23 protein-coding genes are annotated in these 26,360 nt (G+C 69.0%); 6 read left to right on the top strand and 17 right to left on the bottom strand.

All coding sequences use genetic code 11. The annotated features are described in order from the left end of the window. Positions 1–8 precede the first annotated feature (8 nt). Positions 9–923, bottom strand: a complete 915-nt coding sequence (locus ATL42_RS03070) for a DegV family protein (protein ID WP_245862056.1) — start codon at positions 921–923, stop codon at positions 9–11. Positions 924–1,009: 86 nt separating this feature from the next. Here ATL42_RS03070 and ATL42_RS03065 point away from each other — a divergent pair, with 86 nt between their 5' ends. Then, a complete protein-coding gene (locus tag ATL42_RS03065; protein ID WP_098456285.1) occupies positions 1,010–2,815 on the top strand; it encodes a helicase HerA-like domain-containing protein in 1,806 nt (601 codons plus the stop codon). A 6-nt stretch (positions 2,816–2,821) separates the two neighbouring features. On the opposite strand, the gene leuS is transcribed toward ATL42_RS03065, so the two are convergent. From leuS to ATL42_RS03040, 5 genes are all read right to left on the bottom strand, one after another. Beyond that, a complete protein-coding gene (gene leuS, locus ATL42_RS03060; protein ID WP_098456284.1) occupies positions 2,822–5,761 on the bottom strand; it encodes a leucine--tRNA ligase in 2,940 nt (979 codons plus the stop codon). Between the two features lie 79 nt (positions 5,762–5,840). Then, on the bottom strand, positions 5,841–6,518 hold the full coding sequence (locus ATL42_RS03055) for a vitamin K epoxide reductase family protein (protein WP_098454093.1): 678 nt from the start codon (positions 6,516–6,518) through the stop codon (positions 5,841–5,843). Between the two features lie 36 nt (positions 6,519–6,554). Then, positions 6,555–7,775 carry an MFS transporter gene (locus ATL42_RS03050; protein WP_098454092.1) on the bottom strand — a complete coding sequence of 407 codons (1,221 nt, stop codon included), beginning with the start codon at positions 7,773–7,775 and terminating at the stop codon, positions 6,555–6,557. Continuing rightward, on the bottom strand, positions 7,772–8,464 hold the full coding sequence (locus ATL42_RS03045) for a metal-dependent transcriptional regulator (RefSeq protein ID WP_098454091.1): 693 nt from the start codon (positions 8,462–8,464) through the stop codon (positions 7,772–7,774). The genes ATL42_RS03050 and ATL42_RS03045 overlap by 4 nt, the downstream gene beginning before the upstream one ends. 58 nt (positions 8,465–8,522) lie before the next feature. After that, positions 8,523–10,433 carry a metallophosphoesterase family protein gene (locus ATL42_RS03040; RefSeq protein WP_098454090.1) on the bottom strand — a complete coding sequence of 637 codons (1,911 nt, stop codon included), beginning with the start codon at positions 10,431–10,433 and terminating at the stop codon, positions 8,523–8,525. A gap of 141 nt (positions 10,434–10,574) precedes the next feature. On the opposite strand from ATL42_RS03040, the gene ATL42_RS03035 reads away from it, so the two are divergent. From ATL42_RS03035 to mqo, 3 genes are all read left to right on the top strand, one after another. Continuing rightward, positions 10,575–11,036 carry a PPOX class F420-dependent oxidoreductase gene (locus ATL42_RS03035; protein ID WP_098454089.1) on the top strand — a complete coding sequence of 154 codons (462 nt, stop codon included), beginning with the start codon at positions 10,575–10,577 and terminating at the stop codon, positions 11,034–11,036. A 156-nt stretch (positions 11,037–11,192) separates the two neighbouring features. Next, positions 11,193–12,716, top strand: a complete 1,524-nt coding sequence (locus ATL42_RS03030; protein ID WP_211281771.1) for a CotH kinase family protein — start codon at positions 11,193–11,195, stop codon at positions 12,714–12,716. A gap of 63 nt (positions 12,717–12,779) precedes the next feature. After that, complete coding sequence (gene mqo, locus ATL42_RS03025; RefSeq protein ID WP_098454088.1) at positions 12,780–14,306, top strand: malate dehydrogenase (quinone); 1,527 nt, start codon at positions 12,780–12,782, stop codon at positions 14,304–14,306. A gap of 107 nt (positions 14,307–14,413) precedes the next feature. Here mqo and ATL42_RS03020 read toward each other — a convergent pair whose 3' ends face one another. Further along, positions 14,414–16,450 (bottom strand): DUF4962 domain-containing protein, encoded by a 2,037-nt coding sequence (locus tag ATL42_RS03020; protein WP_098454087.1) that lies wholly within the window; start codon positions 16,448–16,450, stop codon positions 14,414–14,416. 258 nt (positions 16,451–16,708) lie between these two features. Here ATL42_RS03020 and ATL42_RS03015 point away from each other — a divergent pair, with 258 nt between their 5' ends. Continuing rightward, entirely contained in the window at positions 16,709–17,701 is a 993-nt protein-coding gene (locus ATL42_RS03015) for an aldo/keto reductase (protein WP_098454086.1), read from the top strand. A gap of 17 nt (positions 17,702–17,718) precedes the next feature. Here the strand turns inward: ATL42_RS03015 and ATL42_RS03010 are convergent, their stop codons facing one another. Beyond that, positions 17,719–18,231, bottom strand: a complete 513-nt coding sequence (locus tag ATL42_RS03010) for a flavodoxin domain-containing protein (RefSeq protein WP_098454085.1) — start codon at positions 18,229–18,231, stop codon at positions 17,719–17,721. Positions 18,232–18,271: 40 nt separating this feature from the next. On the opposite strand from ATL42_RS03010, the gene ATL42_RS03005 reads away from it, so the two are divergent. Then, on the top strand, positions 18,272–19,027 hold the full coding sequence (locus ATL42_RS03005) for an aspartate/glutamate racemase family protein (RefSeq protein WP_098454084.1): 756 nt from the start codon (positions 18,272–18,274) through the stop codon (positions 19,025–19,027). Here the strand turns inward: ATL42_RS03005 and ATL42_RS03000 are convergent. The 9 genes from ATL42_RS03000 to idi all read right to left on the bottom strand — a co-directional run bounded on the left by ATL42_RS03000 (position 19,017) and on the right by idi (position 26,167). Next, positions 19,017–19,625, bottom strand: coding sequence for a thymidine kinase (locus ATL42_RS03000; RefSeq protein ID WP_098454083.1), 609 nt, complete (start codon positions 19,623–19,625; stop codon positions 19,017–19,019). The two genes, ATL42_RS03005 and ATL42_RS03000, sit on opposite strands and share 11 nt — an antisense overlap. 71 nt (positions 19,626–19,696) lie before the next feature. Then, positions 19,697–20,332, bottom strand: a complete 636-nt coding sequence (locus tag ATL42_RS02995; protein WP_098454082.1) for a trimeric intracellular cation channel family protein — start codon at positions 20,330–20,332, stop codon at positions 19,697–19,699. 7 nt (positions 20,333–20,339) lie between these two features. Then, complete coding sequence (locus ATL42_RS02990) at positions 20,340–21,269, bottom strand: prenyltransferase (protein ID WP_098454081.1); 930 nt, start codon at positions 21,267–21,269, stop codon at positions 20,340–20,342. Beyond that, on the bottom strand, positions 21,266–21,631 hold the full coding sequence (locus tag ATL42_RS02985) for a lycopene cyclase domain-containing protein (protein WP_098454080.1): 366 nt from the start codon (positions 21,629–21,631) through the stop codon (positions 21,266–21,268). Before ATL42_RS02985 ends, ATL42_RS02990 begins: the two co-directional genes overlap by 4 nt. Continuing rightward, positions 21,628–21,957 carry a lycopene cyclase domain-containing protein gene (locus ATL42_RS02980; RefSeq protein WP_098454079.1) on the bottom strand — a complete coding sequence of 110 codons (330 nt, stop codon included), beginning with the start codon at positions 21,955–21,957 and terminating at the stop codon, positions 21,628–21,630. Before ATL42_RS02980 ends, ATL42_RS02985 begins: the two co-directional genes overlap by 4 nt. Then, the gene (gene crtI / locus ATL42_RS16645) at positions 21,954–23,528 is read right to left on the bottom strand and encodes a phytoene desaturase family protein (RefSeq protein WP_169925324.1); all 1,575 of its coding nucleotides are present in this window, start codon (positions 23,526–23,528) and stop codon (positions 21,954–21,956) included. Before crtI ends, ATL42_RS02980 begins: the two co-directional genes overlap by 4 nt. Then, the gene (locus ATL42_RS16640; protein ID WP_169925323.1) at positions 23,525–24,490 is read right to left on the bottom strand and encodes a phytoene/squalene synthase family protein; all 966 of its coding nucleotides are present in this window, start codon (positions 24,488–24,490) and stop codon (positions 23,525–23,527) included. The genes crtI and ATL42_RS16640 overlap by 4 nt, the downstream gene beginning before the upstream one ends. Further along, positions 24,477–25,595, bottom strand: coding sequence for a polyprenyl synthetase family protein (locus tag ATL42_RS02970; RefSeq protein WP_098454078.1), 1,119 nt, complete (start codon positions 25,593–25,595; stop codon positions 24,477–24,479). The genes ATL42_RS16640 and ATL42_RS02970 overlap by 14 nt, the downstream gene beginning before the upstream one ends. After that, entirely contained in the window at positions 25,592–26,167 is a 576-nt protein-coding gene (gene idi / locus ATL42_RS02965) for an isopentenyl-diphosphate Delta-isomerase (RefSeq protein ID WP_245862054.1), read from the bottom strand. The genes ATL42_RS02970 and idi overlap by 4 nt, the downstream gene beginning before the upstream one ends. Positions 26,168–26,360: the final 193 nt, after the last annotated feature.

The raw sequence follows: 26,360 nt of genomic DNA, 5'->3' as shown, positions 1-26,360 counted from the left end.
CACCGACGTCAACTGTGGGGCGACGGCGTCCGTCGTGCGCTGTGGGGAACATCGTGCGAGGAGTCGTCGTGCGCCGTGATGAGCGCAAGCAGCCCGGGACCGACGTGCGCCCCGATGACAGCGCTCACCGGAGAGACGACCACCTCGCGCCCGGTCGCGTCGGTGATGCGCCCGGCACACTCCCACACCACCGAGTCGTCACCGAGGTGGTGCATCGCCAGCCGGACGTCCCCGCTCTGCTGGGCTGCGTCGATGCCCGCCGCGACAAGACGCTCGACGACCGCCGCCCGCGTCCGGATCTTCTGCACGACCTCGATGCTCCCGGCCCGCAGACCGAGGACAGGTCGCAGGCCCAGTGCCGTGCCGATCGCCGCCGAGGTGGCGCTCAGCCGGCCGCCTCGACGGAGATGGTCCAAAGAGTCGACGACGAACATCGCCGTGCTCGAGCTCGCCACCCGCAGTGCGGTCCGTGCCACGAGCGGTCCGTTCTCGCCCTGCGCAGCCTCCCGGGCAGCGGCCAGGACGGCGAAGCCCAGGCCCATCGCCACGGTGCGGGAGTCCACGACCTCGACCGGGACGGGAGCATCCCGCGCGGCGAGAGCGGCAGCATGGACGGTTCCGGACAGCTCACCCGACAGGTGGAGCGACACGATGTGCTCCGCCCCCTGCGCCGCAGCGTGCTCGTACGCCTCGGCGAACGCCCGCGGGGTCGGCTGGGACGTCGAGAGCGAGGCGTGGTCCTCGAGCGCACGGACGAGGTCTCCCGTGCTGAGGTCGACTCCCTCGAGGTGCGCGCGACCGTCCACGACGACCTGCAGCGGCACGACGTGCACTCCCCACCGTCGGGCCAGGTCTGCGGGGAGGGAGCAGGTCGAGTCCGTCACGACGTGCACGGTGCGCGTCAACGATGTCGGGGAGCTCACGTGCTCACCCTATGCGCGATGCCGGCAGGCTCCCTGCACCGTCGTGCGCCCGCGCCGCTCACGTGCCCGAGGCCTACGATCGGCTCATGGTCGACGACGACAGCAGGAGCACCCCGTCCACCCCGGCGACTGGCGCCCCGGACCTCCTGGCGCTGCGCGCAGCAGCAGCGCACGCCACGGCCGAGGCCGCAGAGGCGCGGGCCGCAGCCACGCGCGCCGCGCTCGCCGCAGCGGAGGCCGCCGACGCCGCTGGCACGCCTGAGGTGGCCGAGCAGGCCGAGCCGCCAGCGGTCCCCGAGCCTGCCGCTCTCTCGCAGCACGCCGCGAGCGTGCGCGCGGCCTACGCAGGCTCGGACGTCCTCCCGCTCGGGGTCCTGCTCGAGGGCGACGCCGGGGGCACGGTCGCACCGGTACCGAGCGCGACGATCGGTCTCCCCCTGTCCATGCTCACCCGGCACGGTCTCGTCGCCGGAGCGACCGGCACGGGCAAGACCCGCACGCTGCAGCTCATGACCGAAGGCCTCTCGCGTGCCGGGGTCCCGGTGTTCGTCACCGACATCAAAGGGGATCTCTCCGGCCTGGCCGTGGCTGGCGAGCCTAGCGAGAAGCTCCTCGCGCGCGCCGCGAGCATCGGGCAGGCGTGGTCCCCCGCATCCGTGCCGGTCGAGGTGTACTCGCTCGGCGGGCTGGGCACAGGTGTCCCCGTCCGCACCACGGTGACGGACATGGGACCGCTCCTGCTCTCCAAGGTGCTCGGCCTCAACGAGACCCAGGAGTCGAGCCTCGGCCTGGTGTTCTACTGGGCGGACCGCAACGGGCTCGCTCTCCTCGACCTCACCGATCTCCAGACGACCATCGCCTACCTGCTCTCAGACGACGGCAAGGCCGAGCTCAAGGCGATCGGAGGCCTGTCGACCGCGACGGCCGGGGTGATCCTGCGAGAGATCGTCACCCTCCAGGCCCAGGGCGGAGACGTCTTCTTCGGCGAGCCGGCGTTCTCGACCGCCGACCTCGTCCGGACGACAGACGACGGTGCAGGCATCGTCTCGGCGCTCGAGCTGCCGGAGGTCCACGATCGACCGGCGTTGTTCTCGACCTTCCTCATGTGGCTCTTGGCCGACCTCTTCCACGACATGCCTGAGGTCGGGGACGTCGAGAGGCCGCGGCTCGTCTTCTTCTTCGACGAGGCGCACCTGCTCTTCACCGGGGCGTCGCCCGCCTTCCTCGCACAGGTGGTCCAGACCGTCCGGCTCGTGCGCTCGAAGGGCGTGGGCATCGTCTTCGTCACCCAGAGCCCGAAGGACATCCCCTCCGACGTGCTCGCCCAGCTGGGAAACCGTGTGCAGCACGCGCTGCGGGCGTTCACGCCCGACGACGCTGCGGCGCTCCGCGCAGCCGTCCGCACCTACCCGACGTCGTCGTACGACCTCGCCGCGCTGCTCCAGTCGCTCGGGACGGGCGAGGCTGTCGTCACCGTGCTCGACGAGCACGGGGTCCCGTCACCCGTCGCGTGGACGCGCGTCTGCGCACCGACGTCCTCGATGAGACCAGCACCCGACGCGACGCTGGCGGAGATCGTCGCCGCGTCCCCCTTGCGGGCTCGCTACGCCGAGCGGCTCGACCCGGAGTCGGCGCACGAGGTGCTCACCGCCCGGGCGCGGACCCAGGAGGCCGACGATCTCGAGGACCGCCAGACCGAGGAGCTCGAGCAGATGCAGGAGCGACTCGACGCGGAGGCTGCGGCTGCCCGCGAGCGGACCGCCGCGCCGCGCCGCTCGTCGCGGTCCGGCTCGAGCGGGATCGGTGGCGGGCTCGACGCGTTCCTGCGCTCTGCAGGAAGCGCCCTCGGCCGTGAGATCACCCGTTCGGTCTTCGGCACCCGGCGTCGGTGACGCGCGTCAGGCCGGGACCACGTTGACGAGCTTCGGAGCACGCACGACGACCGTGCGGATCGCTCGCCCGTCGAGCGCCCGCTGGACGCCCGGGTCGGCGAGGGCGAGAGCCGTGAGGGCGTCGTCGCTGATGTCAGGCGCGACGTCCGCACGTCCGCGGACCTTGCCCTGCACCTGGAAGATGCTCGTCACCGACTCTTCGACGAGGTACTGGTCCTCTGCAACGGGGTACGGCTCGTAGGCGAGCGGTTCCGCGTGACCGAGGCGCGCCCACAGCTCCTCGGCGACGTGAGGTGCCACGGGTGCCGTCATGAGGACGAGCGCCTCCGCGGCCTCGCGCGGGACAGCGCGCAGCCCCGTGAGGTGGTTGTTGAGCGCTATGAGCTTGGCGATCGCCGTGTTGGCACGCATGTGCTCCATCTCGATGCGGACGTCAGCGATGGTGTGGTGCAGCAGCCGGCGGGTCGCGGTGTCGGCCGGCTCGTCGCTCACGACCACCTCACCGGTCTCCTCGGAGACCACGTTGCGCCACAGGCGCTGGAGGAAGCGCTGCGAGCCGATGACCGCACGCGTGTCCCAGGGACGCGAGACGTCGAGCGGGCCCATGGACATCTCGTAGACGCGGAAGGTGTCGGCGCCGTACGCCTCGTACATCTCGTCGGGTGTCACGACGTTCTTCAGGGACTTGCCCATCTTGCCGTACTCACGGTTCACGGGGACGCCGTCGAGCGTGTACGTGACGGTGCCGTCGGGCGCCGTGGTCTCCTCGACGGCGGACGCCTCGACGTACTGACCGCGCTCGTCCGTGTAGGCGTACGCCTGGACGTACCCCTGGTTGAAGAGCTTGTGGAACGGCTCGACGCTCGAGACGAACCCGAGGTCGAAGAGGACCTTGTGCCAGAACCGGGCATAGAGCAGGTGGAGGACAGCGTGCTCGACCCCGCCGACGTAGAGGTCCACGCCACCGGCAGCGCCGGCGGTCGCGTTGTGGTCCGGACCGAGCCAGTACGCGTCGAGCATCGGGTCGACCGGCGCGGTCGCGTCCGGCGAGCTGTTCGTCGGGTCGAGGTAGCGCAGGTAGTACCAGCAGGACCCGGCCCAGTTCGGCATCGTGTTCGTGTCGCGTCGGTACGAGCGCGGGCCGTCGCCGAGGTCGAGGGTCACCTCGACCCAGTCGTCGTTGCGACCGAGCGGCGGCTCGGGGGCTGACGTGACGTCGTCGGCGGCGAACGTCCGAGGCGAGTAGTCAGGCACCTCGGGGAGGTCGACGGGCAGGAGCGAGTCGGGCAGCGCGATCGGCTGGTCGTCGTCGCCGTAGACGATCGGGAACGGCTCGCCCCAGTAGCGCTGGCGGCTGAAGAGCCAGTCCCGGAGCCGATAGGTGATGGTGCCTGCGCCGTGCCCGGTCTGCTCGAGCCAGGCGATCATCGCGCTCTTCGCCTCGGGGACGGCCAGGCCGTCGAGGCTGATCTCGTCGTTGGCAGAGTTGATGATGGCACCGTGGCCGGTGCGTGCGCCGGGGGCGCCGTCGTCCGGCCCGTCGACGGTGTAGACGACCGGCAGCTCGAACGCCTCAGCGAACGCGAAGTCGCGCTCGTCCCCACCCGGGACCGCCATGATCGCACCGGTGCCGTAGCCCATGAGGACGTAGTCGGCGGTGAAGACCGGGACGAGTGCGCCGTTGACGGGGTTGCGCGCCATGATTCCGGTGAAGACGCCGGTCTTCTGCTTGGCGTCTGCCTGGCGTTCCACCGCGGTCTTGCCCGCGGTCTGACGGGCGTAGGCCGTCACGGCCGCTGTCGGCGTCGCATGGCCACCGGTCCAGACGCTCTTGGTGCCCTCGGGCCATGCGGCCGGGACGTGGTCGGCGAGCACGGGGTGCTCGGGGGCGACCACCATGAACGTCGCCCCGAAGAGCGTGTCCGGGCGGGTGGTGAAGACCGCGATCGTGGCGTCGTCCGTACCGACGGCGAACCGGACGTGCGCCCCTTCGGAGCGGCCGATCCAGTTGCGCTGCATGGCCTTGACCTTGTCCGGCCAGTCGATCGTCTCGAGGTCGTCGACCAGACGGTCCGCGTACGCGGTGATCCGCATGTTCCACTGCCGCAGGCTCCGCTGGAAGACCGGGAAGTTGCCGCGCTCCGACCTGCCGTCGGCAGTGACCTCCTCGTTCGCGAGGACGGTCCCGAGCCCCGGACACCAGTTCACGGGCGCGTCGGAGACGTACGCGAGCCGCTGCGAGTTGACGAGCGCACGACGGTCGGCGAGCGAGAGCGCGTCCCACGTGCCGCCGGGCACAGGCCGTGCACCCGAGGCGTACTCCTCCTCGAGGTCAGCGATCGGGCGCGCACGCCCGACACCGCCGTCAGGGCGAGGCGCCGTCTCGTCGTACCAAGAGTTGAAGATGCGCAGGAAGATCCACTGCGTCCAGCGGACGTACTCGGAGTCCGTCGTGGCGAAGGTCCGGCGGTCGTCGTACGCCATCCCGAGCCGACCGAGCTGACGCCGCATGTTCGTGATGTTGAGGTCCGTCGTGGTCCGCGGGTGCTGTCCCGTCTGGACCGCGTACTGCTCGGCAGGAAGCCCGAACGCGTCGAAGCCGAGGGCGTGGAGCACGTTGTCGCCGCACATGCGTCGGAATCGCCCGACGACGTCCGTGGCGATGTACCCGAGCGGGTGGCCCACGTGGAGGCCCGCACCCGACGGGTACGGGAACATGTCCATGACGAAGAAGCTCGGGCTCGCCGGGTCGGCGTTGCGCCCCGCGCCGTCGGTCAGCTCGCCGACCGGGTTCGCTGCATGGAACGTCCCGAGCTCCTGCCAGCGTTCCTGCCAGCGAAGCTCGATCTCGGCTGCGAGCGCGGCGGTATAGCGGAACGACGGTGCGGCGGGCCCCTGAGCGGAGGGACGGGGAGCATCGGTACGGGGAGAATCCTGCGTGGTCACCCGGTCAACTTTACCGTCCGGCAGCGGCCCGACCGCCCGTCCGTCCGCGTCGAGGCCGACCACAGCCGGCGGTGGGACGTCAGGCGTAGCGCACGTGGTCGGCGATCGCGGGGCCGAGACCGATGGCCACCCAGACGATGACGAGGACGTAGAGCACGACGACGACGATCGACCGGTTCGCGACGAGGAACGCGCGCAGCCTCTCCGGTGCAGGGAGGAAGCGTTCTTGCACGACGTACGTGCCGACGTGCACGACGAGCGGGAGGACTGCCACCCAGACGACCATGCAGTAGGGGCAGAGCTTGCCGAGCACCGAGACCGACGTGTGGACGAGGAAGACCACGAGCCCGCACGCGACGACCACCCCGGTGAAGAGGGAGAGCCAGTACCAGCGTGGCAGCCGCGCACCGGTGAGGAGCACGACCCCTGTCGTGACCACCACGGGGAACGCCGCGACGCCGACGAACGAGTTGGGAAAGCCGAGGAGGGCCCCCTGCCAGGACCCCATGGCCACGGAGCAGTCGAGGAAGATGTTGATGGAACAGCTGGCGACGTGGTCGGGGTCGGCCAGCTTGAGGACCTTCTCGATGCTCAGCGCCAGCGACGCCGCGAAGCCGACGAGCCCGAGCACGAGGAGGGACCAGCCCAGCCGGGCAGGCGTCAGGAGGTTCTCCACGGGCGCGAGGTCCAGGTCGAGATCGGAGTCCTCAGGTCCGTCGCTGAGGTCGGCGACGGGGTACGGCTGGTCGTCTCTCACGCCTGGCTCCTTCGTGGGTGTGGGCGGGTCATCATGCTAGACGGGTGCGTCGAGGATGTCCGCCGAGACGCGTGAGGTGTGCTGGCGTCCGAAGGCCAGCACGAGCGCGAGCCCTACGAGGGTCATCGCTACCCCGGCCCACGCGAGGGACAGGTAGCCCCACGAGGCAGAGATCACGAGGCCACCGACGAACGCGCCGTTGGCGTTGGCCGCGTTGAGCGAGGAGTGGCACAGCGCGGCCCCGAGGGACGGCGCGTGCGGCGAGAGGTCCATGAGCCGGGCCTGGAGAGCGATGCCGAGGATCTGCGACGTGACACCGAGCAGGACGAGGGCGAGGACCGCCGGGACGGGACTGGCGCCCACGAGCGCGAACAGCGCGAGCGCGACGGCCGTGCTGCCGTAGCCGACGTACGTGGCTCGCATGACGTTGCCGTCGACGAGGCGGCCGCCGAGGAGGACACCGATCGTCATCCCGACGCCGAAGAGCGCGAGCACGAGGGGCACGGCCGACTCGTCGAGCCTGGTCACGTACAGGAGAGTCGGCTTGACGTACGTGTAGACGATGAAGAGCCCGCCGAACCCGATGGCGGACGCTCCGAAGGTGATCCACAGCGGGCCGTTGCGCAGCGCTCCGAGCTCCCGGCGGACGCTCGCTCCCACCGGTGCCGGCGGGTGCGGGAGTAGGAGCACGAGGAAGACGACGGTGAGCAAGCCCAGGACACCGACGATGAGGAACGTCGCTCGCCACCCGAGGTTCTGTCCCGCCCAGGAGGACAACGGCACTCCGACGATGTTCGCGACCGTCAGCCCCGCCATCATCATCGCGACGGCGTACCCGCGCCGGGCGGCACCGACGACTGCGGTGCCGAGCACTGCGCCGACCCCGAAGAACACTCCGTGCGGCAGCCCGGTGAGGAATCGTCCGAGGAGCAGGAGGTCGAGGTTCGGAGCCCACGCAGAGAGCAGGTTCCCGAGGCTGTAGGCGACCATGAGCCAGACCGCGAGCGTCTTGCGCGCGACGCGCGCCGCGACGACGGTGATGAGCGGCGCACCGACGACGACGCCGAGCGCGTAGGCGGTGATGGCGTGACCGGCGGCCGGGATCGAGGTCCCGAGCCCGTCCGCGATGTTCGTGAGGATGCCCATCGTCGCGAACTCGGTGGTCCCGATCGTGAACCCTCCCAGCGCGAGCGCGAGGAGAGCGGTGCCGGGCCGTGCAGCCGCGCGTGCGCGCAGTCCGTGCAAGTACCCGCTCATGCGACGGCGATCCAGACCGCGTCGGCAGCACGCAGACCGAGATCGGTGCGTCGGAGGTCCTCGCAGTCGTCTGCGGGTGCCCACTCGATGGACAGGACGCCAGCGAAGTCGCGGCGCTCGACCACGCGTAGCGGGGCGTCGAGCCCGAACCCGAGCTCGGTGAAGTAGCGCAGCACCTCGGGGTCTGCGTCAGAGATCCGCACGACGTGGCCGCTCGCGCCCGCGTCGAGCACAGCGAGGGTGAGGGCGTCCGGTGTCTGGACCGCTCCGTCTGCACCGGGGATCGGGTCACCGTGCGGGTCTCTGACCGGGTGGTCGAGGCGGGCGTCGATGCGCTCGACCATGAGGTCGGAGACCGCGTGCTCGAGGACCTCCGCCTCGTCGTGCACCTCGTCCCACGTGTAGCCGAGCTCAGAGACGAGGAACGTCTCGATGAGCCGGTGGCGGCGGACGATCTTCACCGCGTGCTCGCGCCCGGCCGGGGTGAGCCCGATGCTCCCGTACCGCGGGTGCTCGAGCAGCCCTTGACCGGTGAGGCGCCGCACCGTCTCGGACACCGTCGAGGTGCCGACGCCGAGCCGTTCTGCGAGGAGCGTGGTCGTGACCGGTTCAGCGGACCACTCCTGGAGGCTCCAGACGATCTTGAGATAGTCCTGCGCCACGGCTGTCAGGTTGAGGTCGTCTGTCACGCGCTCAGCCTAGGTCACGCCCGCCGTACCCCTGCCAGGTTCGTCGCAGCGGGCAAGGTCAGCCTTCGTCCTCCTGGTCCGCGTCGCTCTGCGGCGTCTCCTCCGTCTCGTCTGCGTAGAGGCCTGGCTCGGGGCGCGCCACGCTCACCCGGGCGCCGACGTCGGCGGAGGCGTCAGCCCGCACCTGGACCACCTGGTAGTCGAGCATCGTCCGCGTGGTGAGGTCGAAGCGGAAGACCGTCATCTCTGCATCGCCCTTGAGCGGTCCGACGGTCGCTTCCCCTTCGACGGATCCCGCGGTGCTCGAGCTGATGTACCGCATCCCCTCCCCCACCTGCAGGGGACCGGAGCGACGGTGCAGGTGTCCCGACATCTGGAACGGGACGCATCCCGACTCGAGGACCGCCTCGCCCACCCACGGCGTGTGGATGAGCAGGATGTCGACCGGGTTCCGCTCGCTGCAGGCGACGTCGCTCAGCCGCTCGCCCGTCTCGAGGTAGCTCTCGCCGGTGGCCGAGGTGGACCCTTGACCGATCCGGGTCTCGTTCGGGTCGTTGTCCCCGAGGATCCGGACGCCGGCGACCTCGACGACCGCACCGTCGAGCACGATGACGCCCGCGTCGCGTGCCTGCTCAGAGGTCAGCGCGCTGTCGTGGTTCCCGTCCGACTGGACCATCTGCACACCGTCAGGGACCGCGCTGGCGAAGGACTCGATGCAGAACCGCTCGACCGACGTCCCGTTGATGGTCGAGTCGCCACCGTTGAGCACGACGTCAGCCCCGGACATGGTCGCGAGCGAGGTGATGAGGGGGGACATCCCGGTGTTGCAGTGCAGGTCGGAGACCAGGAGCAGCGTGACGATGTCCTCGTCGTCCTCGGGAGGCGTCGTCTCGTCAGTCGCGTCGTCGGTCGCCTCGTCGGTCGCGTCGTCCGTCGCGTCGTCCGTCGTCGAGCCTGGATCCTCGTCGGAGGGCACGTCTGCTGACGGAGAGCTCGTCGCGTCGTCCGTCGAGCTCTCGTCAGGCTCCGCCGTGGCGGCGTCCTCGTCCGTCGTGCTCCCCTGCTGCGGAAGGTTGAGGCGCAGGAGCGTCTCGTCCGCTGCCGAGTGCTCGGCGCGAGCCTGCCAGGCCACGGCAAGGTTGCTGTTCGCCTCGGCGTAGAAGTCTTCGTTGTCGCGGTACACGCTCATGAGCTGACCGCCGTACGTGTCGATGACACCGGAGAGCCGGCCGGTGATCCGGGCCCCCGCGAACGAGGTCCCTTCGAAGACCTCGGACGCCTGGGCTCCGACCTCGTCGAGCCGCGCCTCGGCACGGTCCACCTGCACGACACCGCCGACCATCGCTCCCACGACGACGACGGCGGTCATGCCCCAGGTGTGGCGCGTCGCGGCGGCACCCAGCTCACGGCGGCGTGCGCTGCCTAGCACGAGGTAGCCGAGCACCCCGACCGCGACGACCACGAGGATCGCGGCGACGGTGCGCCGGATGGCCTCCTCGAGGAGCGCACGGGCGACGAACGAGATCGTCTCGTCCGGCCCTGCGAAGAACTGGAGATATCCCTCGACGTCTGTCGAGAGCGCCTCGAGCGTCGCGGATGAGTCGACCGCGACGAGATCGTTGGGGATCTCCTCGATCGTGACGGTCACGCCGATCCCGAGCGGCACCGGTGACTCGATCTGCACCGTTCCGAGCGGACCGAGGTCGACCGTCACGACGGCGTTGGTGGTCACCTCGTAGCGAGCGTTGTGCGGGCCGAGGCTCGCGTCGATCGACGAGGTGGTGATACCGAAGACCGCGCTGGAGACGACGACGAGCAGGCCGAGCATCGTCCACCGAGCCCACCGCGGCGGCAGCGGCCAGCGGTGGCGCCAGGCAGGGTGCCTCCGGACAGCGTCGAACCAGGACACCCGCTCCGTCTCGGGGTGGGCTTGCACGGAGCCCTCGTGCTCGTCCGATCCGGTCGTCACTCGTTCAGCCTCCGGCTGTCTAGGTCGTCGCGGCTCTACCGAGCCGCCAGCCGCCTGATCGTATCCCGGCCGGCCCGTTCTCTTGCGGCGCCACGGTGCGCCACGGTTGCTCCACCCGGTCCCCCGGTGCACCCTCGATCCATGCCCCGAAACATCGCAACCGCCCACCGTGCCACCCGCGACGAGACGATCGAGTTCTGCCGCTCTCGCCACCACGCCGTGCTCACGACCTTCCGCCGTGACGGAACCCTCCAGACGTCCCCGGTCTCGTGCGGCGTCGACGCTGAAGGCCGCATCGTCGTGTCGACCTACCCCGACCGGGCCAAGGCCCTCAACGCCCGACGCGACCCTCGCGTGTCGCTGTGCATCCTGTCCGACGACTGGGACGGCCCCTACGTGCAGGTGGACGGGACCGCCGAGGTGCTCGGCATGCCGGAGGCTCTCGACCCGCTGGTGGAGTACTTCCGCGTCATCGCCGGAGAGCATCCCGACTGGGACGAGTACCGGGCCGCGATGGTGCGCCAGGACAAGACGATCATTCGCGTGACCATCGAGCGGTGGGGACCGGTGGCGACGGGCGGGTTCCCGGCGCGTCTCGCCTGAGAGCCCTCGTTCGCGGGCCCGCCGCTCCTCTGGCGTGATGTCGAAGGAGGGCGGAGCCGGTCGAGGTCACAGCGCATCCACAGGGTCGCCACACCTGCGTGCAAGCCGCACAGGGTGTCCTGGAGGTCGCCCGTCCTCTACCAGCGAAGGAACACCATGACCCGCCTCCGTCCCTCTTCCGCCACCACGAGCGCGCAGCCGCAGCCCGCCACCGGACACGACCGGCTCCCGCGTCGTTGGTTTCGTGGCACGGCCGCCGTCCTCGGTGCGTCCCTCGCCTTCGCGTCCCTCGCCGCCTGCTCCTCGGACTCCACGAGCGCCGCGGTGACCGGGACCACCTCGACCGGCGAGTGGGGCGACTCCTCGGTCCGTACGGCGAGCTATTCCGACGGGACCGTCTGGGACTCCTCGACCGTCCACACGATCTCGGTCGAGATGGACGAGGCCGAGTACGCAGCCATGCTCGAGACCTACGTCACCACCGAAGAGAAGGACTGGATCAGCGCGACCGTGACGATCGACGGTGAGACGTTCACGGACGTCGGGCTGCGTCTCAAGGGCAACTCCTCGCTCAAGTCGCTGAGCACCACCAACAGCGAGGCGGAGGACCTGCCGTGGCTCATCCGCCTCGACAAGTACGTCGACGACCAGAACCTCGACGGGTCGACGAACTTCGTCGTGCGCTCGTCGAGCATGGAGACGTCGATCAACGAGGCCGTCGCGCTCGAGCTGCTCGACGAGGCGGGGCTGGCCAGCCAGGAAGCGATCTCGACACGGTTCTCCATCAACGGCAGCGCCGAGACCCTGCGCCTGGCGATCGAGCTTCCCGACGAGACGTGGGACGCCGCGGAGTTCGAGACCGAGGGCATCCTCTACAAGGCTGAGGCGGAAGGTGACTACACCTACCGCGGCGACGACGCCGAGTCGTACGTCGACGTCTTCGACCAAGAGACGGGCGAGGACAACCTCGAGCCGTTGATCGAGTTCCTGCAGTTCATCAACGAGTCCGACGACGAGACGTTCGCCGCGGAGCTCTCGGACCACCTGGACGTCGACGCCTTCGCGACCTACCTCGCGGTGCAGGACCTCGTCGCGAACAACGACGACATCGACGGCCGCGGCAACAACTCCTACCTCCGCTACGACACGACGACCGGCGCCTTCACCGTCGTCAACTGGGACCTCAACCTGGCGTTCGGCCAGACCCCGGCCACTGCCGGGTCGGGTGAGACAGGTGTCGGTGGGGTCGGCGGGGTCGGCGGCGACCGCGGTGCGCTGCCCGACGGAGCTGAGATCCCTGAAGGCGCAACGCCTCCTGACGGGGCTGCCCTTCCGGAGGGTGCGGCTGCCGGTGAAGAGCTCCCAGAGGGAGCGACCGGTGGACGACCGGACGGAGCGACAGGCCAGGAGGGCATGGCGGGTCAGGGCGGCGCCGGGGCCCAGGGTGGAGGCATGGAGGGCAACAACGTCTTGTCCACCCGCTTCCTCGCCGACGCCGGCTTCGCGGCGCTGTACGACCAGGCGCTGACCGATCTCAAGGCGTCCCTCTACACGAGCGGCGAGGCCGACGCGATCCTCACGACCTGGACGGACATGCTCACTGACCAGGCGAGCGACCTCGTCGACGCCGAGACGATCGCGAGCGAGGCTGCCGTGCTGCACACCGTCTTCACGTCCTAGGACCTTCGGTCCTCCCGCCCCGGAGCGGCTCGTGATATTAGTCACTCCGGGGTAGGTCGAGGGATGAATAGTCTTAGCATCGGAAGCGTGCCAGACCGCGAAGCCCCCCTCAGCCAGCCCGTCGACGTCGTCCTCGTCGGAGGCGGGATCATGAGCGCAACGCTCGGATCCATCCTCCGTCTGCTCGAGCCCACCTGGTCGATCCGGCTCTATGAACGTCTCGGTGCCGTGGCGCTGGAGAGCTCCAACCCGTGGAACAACGCGGGCACCGGGCACGCGGCTCTGTGCGAGCTCAACTACACGCCGGTGCGTCCCGACGGCTCCGTCGACATCACCAAGGCGGTGACGATCAACGAGCAGTTCCAGATCTCCCGCGAGTTCTGGCAGCACCTCACCTCGGCTCGCTTGCTCCCCCAGCCTGAGGGCTTCATCAGCTCCACTCCGCACATGACGTTCGTCCGCGGGGCTGAGAACGTCGAGTACCTGCGCAAGCGTCACGCCGCGCTCATCACGCACCCGCTGTTCAACAACCTCGAGTTCTCAGACGACCCGGCGGTCATCGGCGCGTGGGCACCTCTGCTGCTCGCCGACCGTGACGCGAGCGAGCCGATCGCCGCGACGCGCGCCACCGACGGCACAGACGTCGACTTCGGTGCTCTCACCCGCCAGCTCACCGACTACCTCGTCTCGACGGGCGTCGAGCTTCACCTCGAGCACGAGATCACGGCCCTCGACCAGCGCAAGGACGGTACGTGGCGCGTCAAGGTCGCCGACCGCAGCTGGAACGCTCCGGTGGTCCGCAGCGAGGTCGACGCCCGGTTCGTCTTCATCGGTGCCGGTGGTGGGGCTCTCCCGCTGCTGCAGAAGGCTGGTATCCCGGAGATCAAGGGCTACGGCGGCTTCCCGATCAGCGGTGTCTTCCTGCGCACCACGAACCCAGAGATCGTCGCCCAGCACCAGGCGAAGGTCTACGGCAAGGCCGACGTCGGCTCACCGCCCATGTCTGTGCCGCACCTGGACACGCGCGTCGTCGACGGCGAGACGTCTCTGCTCTTCGGTCCGTACGCGGGCTTCAGCACGAAGTTTCTCAAGAGCGGGTCGGTGCTCGACCTCTTCCGGTCCATCCGTCCGTCGAACATCCTCACGATGCTCACGGTCGCCAAGGACAACTGGGACCTCACCGCATACCTCGTCCGCGAGGTGACGAAGACCCGATGGTCGAAGTTCCGCTCGCTGCGTGACTTCATGCCGACCGCCGACCCCAAGGACTGGGAGTTCATCACGGCGGGCCAGCGTGTCCAGGTGATGAAGAACAAGCCCGGCAAGCTCTCGGGAGTGCTCGAGTTCGGGACCGAGCTCGTCACCTCGGCCGACGGGTCGATCGCCGGCCTCCTCGGTGCGTCACCGGGCGCCTCGACGGCCGTCCCCGCGATGATCGACCTCCTCGAGCGGTGCTTCCCAGAGCAGTTCCCCGGCTGGCGCCACGGGCTCGGCGTCATGCTCCCGAGCCTCGACCTGGCCGACTGGGACTCCGAGAGCGAGCTCGCCCAGCTCGAGTCCGACGACGCGGACTTCCAGCACACCGTCTGAGCCTCGCCCCCTGACGTCAGGCACTCCTGCTCGTCGGTACCTCACGACCGAGCGGTGCAGGGGCGTCCCTCGTCACGAGGGACGCCCCTGCACCGCCACCGGTCGGCTCAGACGGTGCCGGAGCGCAGGTTCTGCGGCGCAGCGGTGTCGCCCTCGCAGTAGCACCAGGCTGCATCGCTCGTGACGGCTCCGCTCGCGATGCCGTCGCCGGTGTTGAACAACCAGATCTCAGACTCGCTGCCGCGCGTGGCGACGACGCCCACGCCTGCCTCGCACGCCAGCGTCTCGAACGTCCAGTCGCTGCCGCCCTCTTCACGTCGGAAGGGCGCGATCGCGGTGAGGTAGCTCACCTCGGTGGCCGGCTCGGTGTTCTCGATGACGAGGGTGTTCATCACGGCCTCGTGGAACGTGTCAGGCTCCTGCGTCGTGTAGATGGCACGCACCGTGGTGGTCTTCGTGCTGATCTCCTGGTCCTGCGGCGCGAGCGACCACAGGTCCATCCCCGCGAGACCGTTGAGGTACGTGACCTTCGTGCCCTCGATGGCAGGTGCGGTCGCCGCCTGCATGTTCCACTCGTACCGGTGCGCCTCCTTGGCGGCGAGACGGTCGAACACGATGAAGTACGAGTTGTTGTTGCTGCCGATGATCCGCTGGCAGCGGGTGATCGCAAGATCGTCCTCGTAGCACCGTGCCGTGTCCCCGTCGAACACGAAGAAGCCGCCGTCGACGAAGTACTCGTTGAGCACGGCGACGTCGTCCTCGCCGACTCCGGCGAAGATGTCGTTCTCGCCTTCGTTGCGATAGCCCCGACCGCCCACGGTGACGACCGAGTGCTCGTTGGCGTGGATCGTCCGGTTGTAGCCGTCGTCACAGATCAGATAGGACCCGTACGCGTTGAGCAGGATGGCGCCGTTGTCTGCGTGCTGGTGCGAGAGCGAGCGATAGTCGATTCCGGTCTTCTTGTGGTACTCCCACGACTGCTCCCACTGCCGACGACCTCCTGGGAAGCCGCACTTCACCGAGATCATCACTGCGTCCTTGGCCCAGGAGTCACGGACCGCGAGCAGCCCGAGGTCGGGGAAGAAGTGAGAGAGCGGCAGGTGGCTCAGGTCCTCGGTCGGCGTGACGGTCGCGTCGAACCAGAGGTATTCGAGCCCCGCCTCCGGCAGGATGCCGGGCTTGAGCGCGGACTGGCTCTGCTCGCGATAGAGGTTGCTGAGAGCGAAGTTGGCCATGTACTGCGCTTCGCCGAGCTTGTACTCGGACGCGAGCTTCATGTACATCATCGCTGACGTCGAGCTGCGCGTGTCGTGCGCGTCCCCGAAGTTGAAGGCTTCTTCGAGGTTGGGCGTGCTCTGATAGAGGCGGTACCAGAACGTGTTCTTGAGGAACCCGCTGGTGGCGTAGTAGTCGACGCCTTCACGCTCGCGGAGCATGTGGGCGTAGCACAGCAGCCACGGCACGCCATAGCGCCAGTACACGGCGCCCTCGTAGTTCGAGCCGTCCTCCGGCATGCCCTTGAAGACCAGCTCGAAGTCTTCGCGTGCGTCGTCGATCCAGACCTGGGCCTCTGGCAGCTCGTCGAGCAGGGCGTAGCCGGCTGACGCGAGACCGTTGTAGTCGATCCAGTTGTGGTTCTGCCAGTATTTCGGCACCCACGAGCTGGCGCGGTTCTCGCAGATGTAGTCGTGCATGATCCGGCTGTGGCGGACCAGCTTCTCGCGCAGACGCACCCGCAGCTCGGGGTCCATGTCGTCCTTCAGCCAGTCATAGGCGAGGGACAGCCCCCACAAGATCCATGCAGCCGAGAGGTCGACGTTCACAAGATGGGCGTTGCCCCAGTCTTTCCAGGTGATCGCGCCGTCGATCCACCGTTCGGCTTCCTTCAGATCGTTGGGGTCGTCTGTCAGCCGATAGAGCAGCGCGCGGTTCATCGAGCCGATCCCGGCCCAGGTGGTGCTCTCGTTCGGAGGCTCGGCAGCAAACCTGGTCGCCCGCCCACGCTCGCACTCTTCGAGAAGACGGACGAACTGCGCTCGCCGGACGGTGTAGCGCTCATCCTTCAGACGATCAAAGTCGCTGCCGATGAACAGCAGCTGTCGAGCATCCGCCGAGGTAGAGGCGACCCGGTCTTGTTGCGACATCGAGCAATCCTTTCAAAAAACATAGCTGTAGAACGAAACGCAGCACGACTTCAGGCCGTGCCGCGAGTTGATGTGAAACTATATCCGGCCACCGATATTGAGTTGTTGGTGCACCACAAGAATGGCTGCCGACCTGTGGAGCCGCTTCACCGGTCGGCTGATTCTCTCCTGCAGCATCGGTGCCGCAAACAGCATACTTGGGGCGTCCGGCAGTGTCACCGGACGGCAGGCCGCCCCAGCGCGCTCTAGGGTGGGGACATGGACATCCGTACCTCTTCTCGTCTTGCTCATGACCTCAGTGCTGTCGGTCTCGGTTGCTGGCAGCTCGGTGCGGACTGGGGTGACGTCAGCGACGAGTCGGCGCACGCCGTCCTCGCCGCCGCGCTCGACGCAGGCGTCACGTTCCTCGACACGGCCGACGTCTACGGCGACGGCCGCAGCGAGAAGTTCATCGGATCCTTCCTCGCCGGACGTGGCCGCGCAGGAATCACGGTCGCGACGAAGATGGGCCGTCGTGCGGACCCGCACGTGCCCGAGGCGTTCACGCTCGACGCCTTCCGCGGGTGGACGGACCGCAGCCGGGAGAACCTCGGTGTCGACACTCTCGACCTCGTCCAGCTCCACTGCCCTCCGACGCCCGTCTTCTCGGCCGACGCCACCTACGACGCCCTGGACGTTCTCGTCGAGGAGGGACGCGTCGGCGCGTACGGAGTCTCGGTCGAGACGTGCGCCGAGGCCCTCACGGCGATCGCCCGTCCCTCGGTCGCGAGCGTCCAGATCGTCGTCAACGCCTTCCGGCGCAAGCCGCTCGAGGAGGTCCTGCCGGCAGCGATCGAGGCTGGTGTCGCGATCATCGCGCGCGTGCCGCTGGCCAGTGGCCTGCTCTCGGGGAAGTACGACGAGAGCACCACCTTCGCAGCGAACGACCACCGCACCTTCAACCGCTCCGGCGAGGCGTTCGACGTCGGGGAGACCTTCGCTGGCGTGCCGTTCGAGATCGGCGTCGCTGCAGCCCGCGAGATCGCGGCCCTCCTGCCCGAGGGCTCCGGCGCCACGACGTCGCAGCTCGCTCTGCGCTGGATCTTGGACCAGCCGGGGATCACGACCGTCATCCCCGGAGCGCGCAACCCAGAGCAGGCACGGAGCAACGCTGGTGCTGCGTCGCTCGACCCGCTGACGGCGGAGCAGAGCGCCCGGTTCACAGAGATCTACGACTCGAGCATCCGCGAGCACGTGCACGCTCGCTGGTGACGGCTGTGCGGCGTCCGTCACGCAGTAGCGCTGTGGACATCGTCGAGGGCCCGCGCGATCCCGCGGGCCCACCCGCGGATCTCCTCCCAGTCACGGAAGTCGCCCTCGGGTGAACGCAGCGCCGTGGCGACTGCACGCTCGCCGCGGTGCAGCCGTGCCCGCTCGAGACGCCCCGCGAACACCTTGTGCTCACGAGGCTGGGTGAGGACGAGCTGGTCCTCGACGTCGACCGTCGTCGGGTCAGGCTGCGCGGGAGCACCGATCGGGCCGCTCGAGAACATCCACACGGGACGACCGTCGAGCCGGAGGCTGAGATCCTCCGTGAACACCTCAGCAGGCAGGAGCCAGTGCCCGTAGTAGATGGCGCTGCCGAGGATGATCGCCCCGGACTCGTCGAGCTCGAGGACGCTCGCCGTCGCCATGTCGTGCACCGACACATCGTGCCCGGACGCGGCGAGCTCCTCTCCGACAGCGGCAGCGATCTCTGCTGTCGACCCGTGCTTGCTCGCGACTGCGATGCTGATCCGCATGACGTCCCCCTCTTCTTCGAGTCCCCTGCCAGGATCCGCCATGACCCACCACCAGCGCGAGGGACCAAGGGCCTACCCCGCTGCGATCGGCTTCCTCCACACCTCGCCCGTCCACGTCCCGGTGTTCGACTCTCTGCTCGCCGACCTCGCCCCGGAGGCCGGTGCCGTCGTGCGGGTGGACGCAGGGCTCCTCGAGCGTGCTCGCGCCGGGGAGCCGGCCGACTCGCTCGCACGAGACCTCCGCACCGCGGTGGCCGACCTCGCTAGCGCTGGGGCCAGCGTGGTCGTGTGCACGTGCTCGACCCTTGGGCCGCTCGCGGAGCGCATCGGACGTGACGGGCCCGTCCCGGTGCTCCGCGTGGACCGTCCGATGGCAGACCGTGCCGTCAGGACGCCACCAGACCGGCTGGGCGAGCCGGTGCGCGTGCTGGTCGTCATCGCGCTCGGCTCGACGCTCGGGTCGACGACAGATCTCCTCGTCGAGTGCGCCACGACGGCAGGCCGGGCGGTGGATCTCGCGGTCCTGCGCTGCGACAGCGCATGGCCGCTGTTCGAGGCAGGGCATCCGGAGGCGTTCGTGGAGTCGGTCGCCGACGCCGTCCGCACTGCCGTCGCCCCGCCCGGTGAAGGGCAGCGCGCCCGCGCGGACGTCGTCGTCCTCGCACAAGCCTCGATGGCCGCGGCCGCGGACCGTCTCGCCGGGCTCGGGGTGCCGGTCCTCGCGTCGCCCCGGGCTGCCGTGCGTCACGCGCTGGACCTGGCACGAGGCGACGCTGCGAGCGCTGTCAGCGGGTGAGGTGGCCGCCGCTCTCCCGGAGGTAGCACGCGGCGCAGAGCGACTCGTACGCGACCTCGACACCGTCGATGGCGACCTGCTCACCGTCGAAGGTGAACACGCCGTCGACGGAACGAGCGTTGAAGATCGCCTTGCGTCCGCAGCGACAGATCGTCTTGAGCTCTTCGAGGCTGTGCGCGATCTCGAGGAGCCGCCGGCTGCCCGGGAACGCTGCTGTCTGGAAGTCGGTGCGGATCCCGTAGCAGATGACCGGGATCGCATCGAGCGTGGCGATACGCAGGAGGTCGTTCACCTGACCTGCGGAGAGGAACTGCGACTCGTCGACGAGCAGGCAGCTGACGTCACGGTCTGTGGCGGTCCGGACGTGGTCGCGGTGCTCCTGGAAGCAGGCGTAGGCGTCCTCGCCCTCGGCGAGCATGACGTCGACGTCGCGGTCGAAACCGAGCCGTGACCGGATCGCCCGGCCCGCCTTCGTATCGACGCCGGGCTTCGCGAGGAGGACCTGGTGGCCTCGTTCTTCGTAGTTGTACGCGGCCTGCAGCAGAGCCGTGCTCTTGCCGCTGTTCATCGACCCGTACCGGAAGTACAGCTTTGCCATCGGGTCCCTCTCCTCGGCGGTCGACGGACATCTCACCACACACTCGGGGGTGACGCGGCGACCGACCGCGCTCACTCCTGCTCGCGGGCTCCTCGCGGGCGGGGGGCATGGAGGTCGTAGCGCACGCCGACCATGCGGATGACGAAGCACACTGCCGCCGCGACGATGGTCCACGGGACGAGGTGCAGGTCTCCGGCGACCACGAGCGCGGTGAGGGCGGCAGCGACGAGCGCCGGGATCGCGTAGAGACCGGAGTGCAGGACCGCAGGGACCTGCCGCAGGACGACGTCTCGCAGCGTCCCGCCGCCGACGGCGGTCACCACGCCGAGGATGATCGCCTGCACCACGCCGAGGCCCCACTCGAGGCCCTTGAGCGTCCCGGTCACCGCGAACAGCCCGAGGCCCGCGGCGTCGAGGACGTTGATGGGCGTCGCGAGCCTGTCGAGCCGCTGCCCGAGGAAGAAGGCGATGATCCCGCCCGACGCCGCGACGGCGAGGTAGCGCCAGTCGAGGAACGTGGCTGGAGGCAGGTCGTCGAGAAGGATGTCTCGCAGGAAACCACCGCCGAGCGCGGTCATCATCCCGAGGGTGATGATGCCGAAGACGTCCAGGCGGGCCGTGCGGACAGCAGTCATCGCACCGTTGAGTGCGAAGGCCATCGTCCCTGTGAGGTCGAGGACGAGGAGAGCCGTGGTAGTGGTGGGCACGGTCCTGCTACCTGAGCGCAATCCAGATGAGGAGCTGCGTCACGAGGAAGCCCGAGACGATGTTCAGCCACAGGAACCGGCGCCATCCGGCGTTCGCCTGCTCGCAGTCGGCATCGGCCAGGCGACGGTAGGGAGCGATGTTCGCGAGGTAGAGCACCGGCACGACAGCGGCGAGCACGCCGGGCCAGCCTGCTCCGACGAGGAGCAGCGCCGAGAGGGCGTAGGCGCCCATCGCGAAGAGCACGGTCCGTGAGGCACCGAAGACGGTGCTGATTGATCCGATGCCGGCCTCACGGTCGGCCTCGATGTCCTGGACCGCACCGAACGCTTGGGACGCGACTCCCCACAGGAAGAAGGCGGCGAGCGTGAACAGGACGGGAGCGGAGAACGACGAGCCCGCGTACACGAGACCGACGACGGCGGGGCTGACGAAGTGGGTGCTCGACGTGAGCGAGTCGAGCACCGGTCGTTCCTTGAAGCGCAGGCCCGGTGCCGAGTACGCGACGACGGCAAAGATGCTCACGGCGAGCGTGACGAGGCAGGCCGCGGGGCTGATCTCCGCGCCCCCTGCCCACGTCGGCCAGGCGAGCGCGAGCCAGACGAGGACAGCGAGGAACGGCAGGTTCGACAGCACCGCGGACCAGAGCGTCACCCGGTGCAGCCCCCGGTCGAGCACGATGCCCTCCACCCCGCCCTTGCGGGGGTTGCGCATGTCGGACTCGTAGTCGAAGACGTCGTTGATCCCGTACATGAGGAGGTTGTACGGGACGAGGAAGTAGATCGTGCCCACGACGAACGTCGCGGTCACCCCGCCGCCGCTCATGAGATAGGCGGCAGCGAACGGGTACGCGGTGTTGATCCAGGAGATCGGTCGGGACGACCCGACGACCGATGCCAGGACAGAGGTCTGGTGCCCGGTGCTCGGCGGTGCGGTCATGCTGGGTCCTCCGGTGTCGTCGTGCCCGATGTCGTCGTGCCCGATGGGGTGTCGTTGCGTCCGGGCCAGGTCCACAGCGCTGGCAAGAGGAGCGCGGCGGCGAGCGGCCAGGCAAGATCCTCGACGGGAGCCAGACCGATCCGCAGACCGGACATGTGCTCGTCGTCGAACCGGAAGAGGTCGGCCCAGATCATGATGCTGTCGAACACTACGGTGAACACCGCCAGGACGAGAAAGACGACGAGAGACCGGGCCCACCACCGCCCGCGCCCAGCGCCGGCCGACCGCGTGCCCCGCAGCGCGAGGAGCGTCAGGGCGAGGACGGCCACGAGGAAGATCCCGTTGAGCTGGAGGTAGGTCACGACACTCCTCGGTCGGGCAGGACGAACCGCGCGACGAGGCCGTGGACGACCATGGTCAGGTAGCACAGGAACGTCACGAAGAAGAGCTCCTCGAGCGGGAGGTCAGGCGCCACCTCGATGCCGGACATGGCGGGGCTGTCGCCCCGCTCGAAGATCCCGGTCGTGATCCCGGCGACGTCCCAGAGCAGGAACAGCAGGATGCCGCACGCGAGCACGACCGCCGCTCGTCGAGGGCGGTCCCAGAGGAAGAGCCTCCACCGGTGATCGACGAGGAGCATCGCCCCGAGAGAGACGACGACTGCGCCGAGATATTCCCAACCGGTCACAGCGGCTCAGGCATGGGTGTCGTGCTGCGGTCGGAGCGCAGGCGCTTGAGCGCGATCTCCGCACTGATGAGGCACATGGGCAGGCCGATGCCGGGGATGGTCGTGCCGCCGGCATAGAGGAGGCCGTCGACCTTCTTCGATGCGTTGGTCCCCCGCAGGAACGCGCTCTGCTTCCAGGTGTGCGCCGGGCCGAGCGCACCGCCCGACCACGAGGAGTAGGAGTCGACGAAGTCGGCCGGCCCCACGGTCCGCCGCACGACGATCCGGTCACGCAGGTCAGGAACCTGTGCCCAGGCGGCGAGCTGGTCGATCGCTGCGTCGGCAGCCTTCTCGACGATCGGGTCGCCGTCCCCGTCGATCCCGCCTCGACCGATGCCGGGATCGGGTGGTACGGGCACGAGGATGAAGAGGTTCTCCGAGCCCGCGGGCGCGACTCCGGGATCGGTTGCCGACGGTTTGCAGACATAGATCGACGCCGGGTCCGGGACGGTCGCACCGGGGCCGAAGATCGCGTCGAAGTTGCTGGCCCAGTCGTCGGTGAAGAACAACGAGTGGTGCGCGAGCTCCGGGAGCTGTCCCTCGACGCCGAGGTAGACGAGCACGGCGCCGGGGCCAGACTGGCGCTTGTCCCACCATTCTTGGGGGTAGGTCTGCAGCGGGCGCGGCAGGAGAGTCGTCTCTGCGTGGTGCAGGTCGCCGGCGGCGATCACGACGTCGGCGTCCAGCGTGTGCACCGACCCGTCTGCGGCACGGTAGGTGACTCCAGCGACCCGGGTGCGGTTGAGGCGACGCCTGCCGCTGCCGCCCGCCGTGCGGATCGACGTGACGGTCGTCCCTGTGCGGATCTGGACACCTTCGGCGCGAGCGAGCCGGGCGATCGCCTGGATGATCGTCACGAACCCGCCCTGCGGATAGAGCACCCCGTCCGCCAGGTCGAGGTGGCTCATGAGGTGGTACATGCTCGGCGCGCGGTCGGGTGACGACCCGAGGAACACGGCGGGGTAGCCGAGGATCTGCCGCAGCCGGTTGTCGCGGAAGTACCCGGCGACGAACCGGTCGAGCGGGCGGACGAGGAGCGAGACGAGACGTCCTGCGTGGCGCACGACGTCCGCGCGCACGAGCGTGGCCTTCGACTGGAAGCTCGTGTAGAGGAACCGCTTGAGGGCGATGTCGTAGGTCTCGCGCGCCGACGCGAGATAGGCACGCAGGCGTTCGCCTGCTCCCGGCTCGATCCGCTCGAACGTCGCGACGGTCTCCTCGACGTCGGCCGTGATCTCGACAGGCTCGTCGGCTCCCTCGAAGAACACGCGGTAGCCCGGGTCGAGCACGGTGAGGTCGAGCTCAGCCTCGGCTGTGGTCCCGAGCAGCCGGAAGAAGTGGTCGAACACCTCGGGCATGAGGTACCACGACGGTCCGGTGTCGAACCGAAAACCGCCGGACTCCCACGACCCGGTGCGTCCCCCGAGCTCGTCGTTCTGCTCGAGCAGCTCGACGCTGTAGCCGTCGCGTGCGAGGAGCGCCGCAGTGGCGAGCCCTGCGATCCCTCCCCCGACGACGATGGCCCGCTTCATGACCGGCTCGTCTCGTCGGAGCGTGCCGGGGCGAGCGTGCGGTCGCTGCCGGCCGCACGGGTGCGGTGCACGGCCCCGGAACCGGCCGGTCTGGCTCCGTCACCACGGCTCCTGCCTGAGGACCGTGCGAGAGCAGCAGCGAGGACGCGTGCCTTGGTCGGGCCCGGCACCCTGACACGGGTGCGGAGCAGGTCGCGCGCCGGGGTGGCGGCGATGCGGGTCGTCAGCTCGGAGAAGAGACCGTGCGCCGCCGCGACGGCGGTCCGGCTGTTCGCCGGGAGCCGGACGATCGCAGCGTCGGCGGCGTCGAGGTCGGCGCGGATGTCGTCGAGCAGCGCGTCCTTGTGCTCGTCGGTGAAGTGCTCGACGTCCAGGCCCGGGAAGTAGACCCGGCCGAGCTCGTCGTGGTCTGCCGCGAGGTCGCGCAGGAAGTTGATCTTCTGGAACGCCGCCCCGAGGCGGCTCGCACCGGGGGCCATCGCGTCCCAGTCGTCCCGTCCGGCGGCGCCGAGAAACACGCGCAAGCACATGAGCCCGACGACCTCTGCGGAGCCGTAGATGTAGTCGGCGAGCGACTCCGGCGTGTGCTCACGGACGTCGACGTCGGTGCGCATCGACCGGAAGAACGGGTCCACGAGGTCGGCCCCGATCCCGTACCGGCGCGCTGTCAGCCCGAACGCATGGACGACGAGGTTCGTGCTGTATCCGGACTCGAGCGTCTCGGCGGTCGATGCTTCGAGAGCGTCGAGGCGGAGCACCGCCTGCTGGGGATCGCTGGCTCCGTGGGGCCCGTCGACGATCTCGTCAGCGAGCCGGACGAGCGCATAGATGTTGCGCACGTCGGCACGCACGGTTGCCTTCAGGAGCCTGCACGCCCAGCCGAACGAGGTGGAGTATCCGCGGATGACGGCCGCGGCGCTCGCTTGGGCGACGGCGTCGTAGGTCTCGTCAGACGGGTTCATGGTGCTCCCTGATGAAGGTGTGGGTGATCGACGTGAACCATCCGGGGAAGGTCGGCGGGAGGCGGAGCTGGTTCACCAGCCCGAACGCCGACTCGAGGTACTCGTCCGCGAGCTTCTCGATGGACATGCGGGTCCCGGAGAGCTCGAGCGCCCTGCGGACACCGACAGCCTGCTCTTCCGTGACGTCCGGGTCCCCGAGCACGGGACGGATGGTCTCCCACGCTGTCGTGGAACGGGCGTGCGCGATGATCGGCGTCATCTTGCCCTCTCGGAGATCGGTCAGGACGCTCTTCCCTGTCACGCGCGCGTCACCGAAGACCCCCTGGATGTCGTCGAGCAGCTGGAAGGCGATGCCGACCTGTCGGCCGAAGTGGCTCAACCACTCGATCGTACGAGGATCGGCGCCAGCAAGGATAGCGCCGGCCTGGAGCGGCAGCTCGAAGGAGTACACGGCAGTCTTGTGCGCCTCCATCGCGAGGATCTCCGAGAGATCGACGTGCCCGGGCCCGGCGCTGAGCTGCACGTCAGAGAGCTCGCCCGCCGCGGTCGCGAAGATCGCGTGGTCGAGGAGGTCCAGCAGCGCGACCTTCACGTCCGGTGCCGCGGTCGACAGCGAGATCATCCGCGCTGCACCGGTGAGAGCCAGGTCTCCAGCGAGGATCCCTGCGGCATGACCGACGTTGCGGGCGCGGTCCGCGTCCGCCCCTGTCGCTCTGGCGCGTCCTGCGAACGTTCCCGAGACGTTCGGCCGGCCACGGCGCACGTCGTCGTGGTCGATGACGTCGTCGTGGATGACGAACGCCGAGTGGAGCAGCTCGATCGCCGCGGCGACCGTGCAGACGAGCTCGTGGTCGAGCCCGCCGAGCAGCTCGTACATCCCGATGACGAGGGCCGGCCGGAACCTCTTCCCACCTCGGGTCGCGTCTCTCAGGCTCAGCCACAGCGCTTCATAGTCCGGTCCGTAGGCCTCGGAGCGTGCGATCCCCTGGTCGAAGAAGGCGTCGAGGGCTGAGTCCACCGTCATCGCGTCGAACGCGTAGGCCGGGGTCGCGCTCCTGCCTGGTCGTCGAGACCGGGCGGTCCCGGTCGTCGTCGGGGCGCTCATGCCACGGCCTCGTCTCTGAGGTCGGGCAGCGGCAGCTCGATCTGCGCGAGCTGGTTGAGCTGGAGGACCATCCACTCGCTGAACGCCCACGGCGTCGCGCCGACGGCGCGGCCGAGGTCTTCCATCTCGACCCACTGCACGTCCATCACCTCGTCGGGGTTGGGCGACGGGGTCTCGGTGGTCGTGGCGAAGTACACGGGGCAGATCTCGTTCTCGACCACGCCTGAGGCGTCGACCGCGCGGTAACGGAAGTCCGGGAGGACGAGGTGGAGGTCGCCGACGGAGAACCCGAGCTCGTGGCCCGCGTGCCGCAGGACAGCCTCGTCCATCGTCTCGTGCTGACGCGGGTGCCCGCAGAAGGAGTTGGTCCAGACGCCGGGCCAGGTGCGCTTCGACAGCGCACGGCGCGTGAGCAGGACACGTCCGTCTGGCCGCAGGACGTAGCAGGAGAAGGCCAGGTGGAGCGGCGTCTCCAGGTCGTGGACCGTGGCGCGCGCAGCGGTACCGATGCGTTCGCCCTGAGGGTCGAGAAGGACAACATGGTCCTCCTGCTCTGTCACGTGCGTCGTCACGGTGTACCTCCGATGCCGGGCCGTCGGTCAGCCCTGCCGATTTACCTAGCCTGTCTAGTTGCTAGACAAGGTAGCATGTTGCTGTGGAACCTAACACTGAACCAGCGATGCCGAACTATTGGTATGACAACAGTGAGTCTCTTGTCGCGATCCTGCACGCGCTCAGGCGATTTCGGCGCACAGACCAAGAGAT

This window comes from Sanguibacter antarcticus, assembly GCF_002564005.1.
Classification (GTDB): Bacteria; Actinomycetota; Actinomycetes; order Actinomycetales; family Cellulomonadaceae; genus Sanguibacter; species Sanguibacter antarcticus.
The sequence above is the reverse complement of the archived record's forward strand: the minus strand, read 5'-3'. Positions and strand labels throughout refer to the sequence as shown.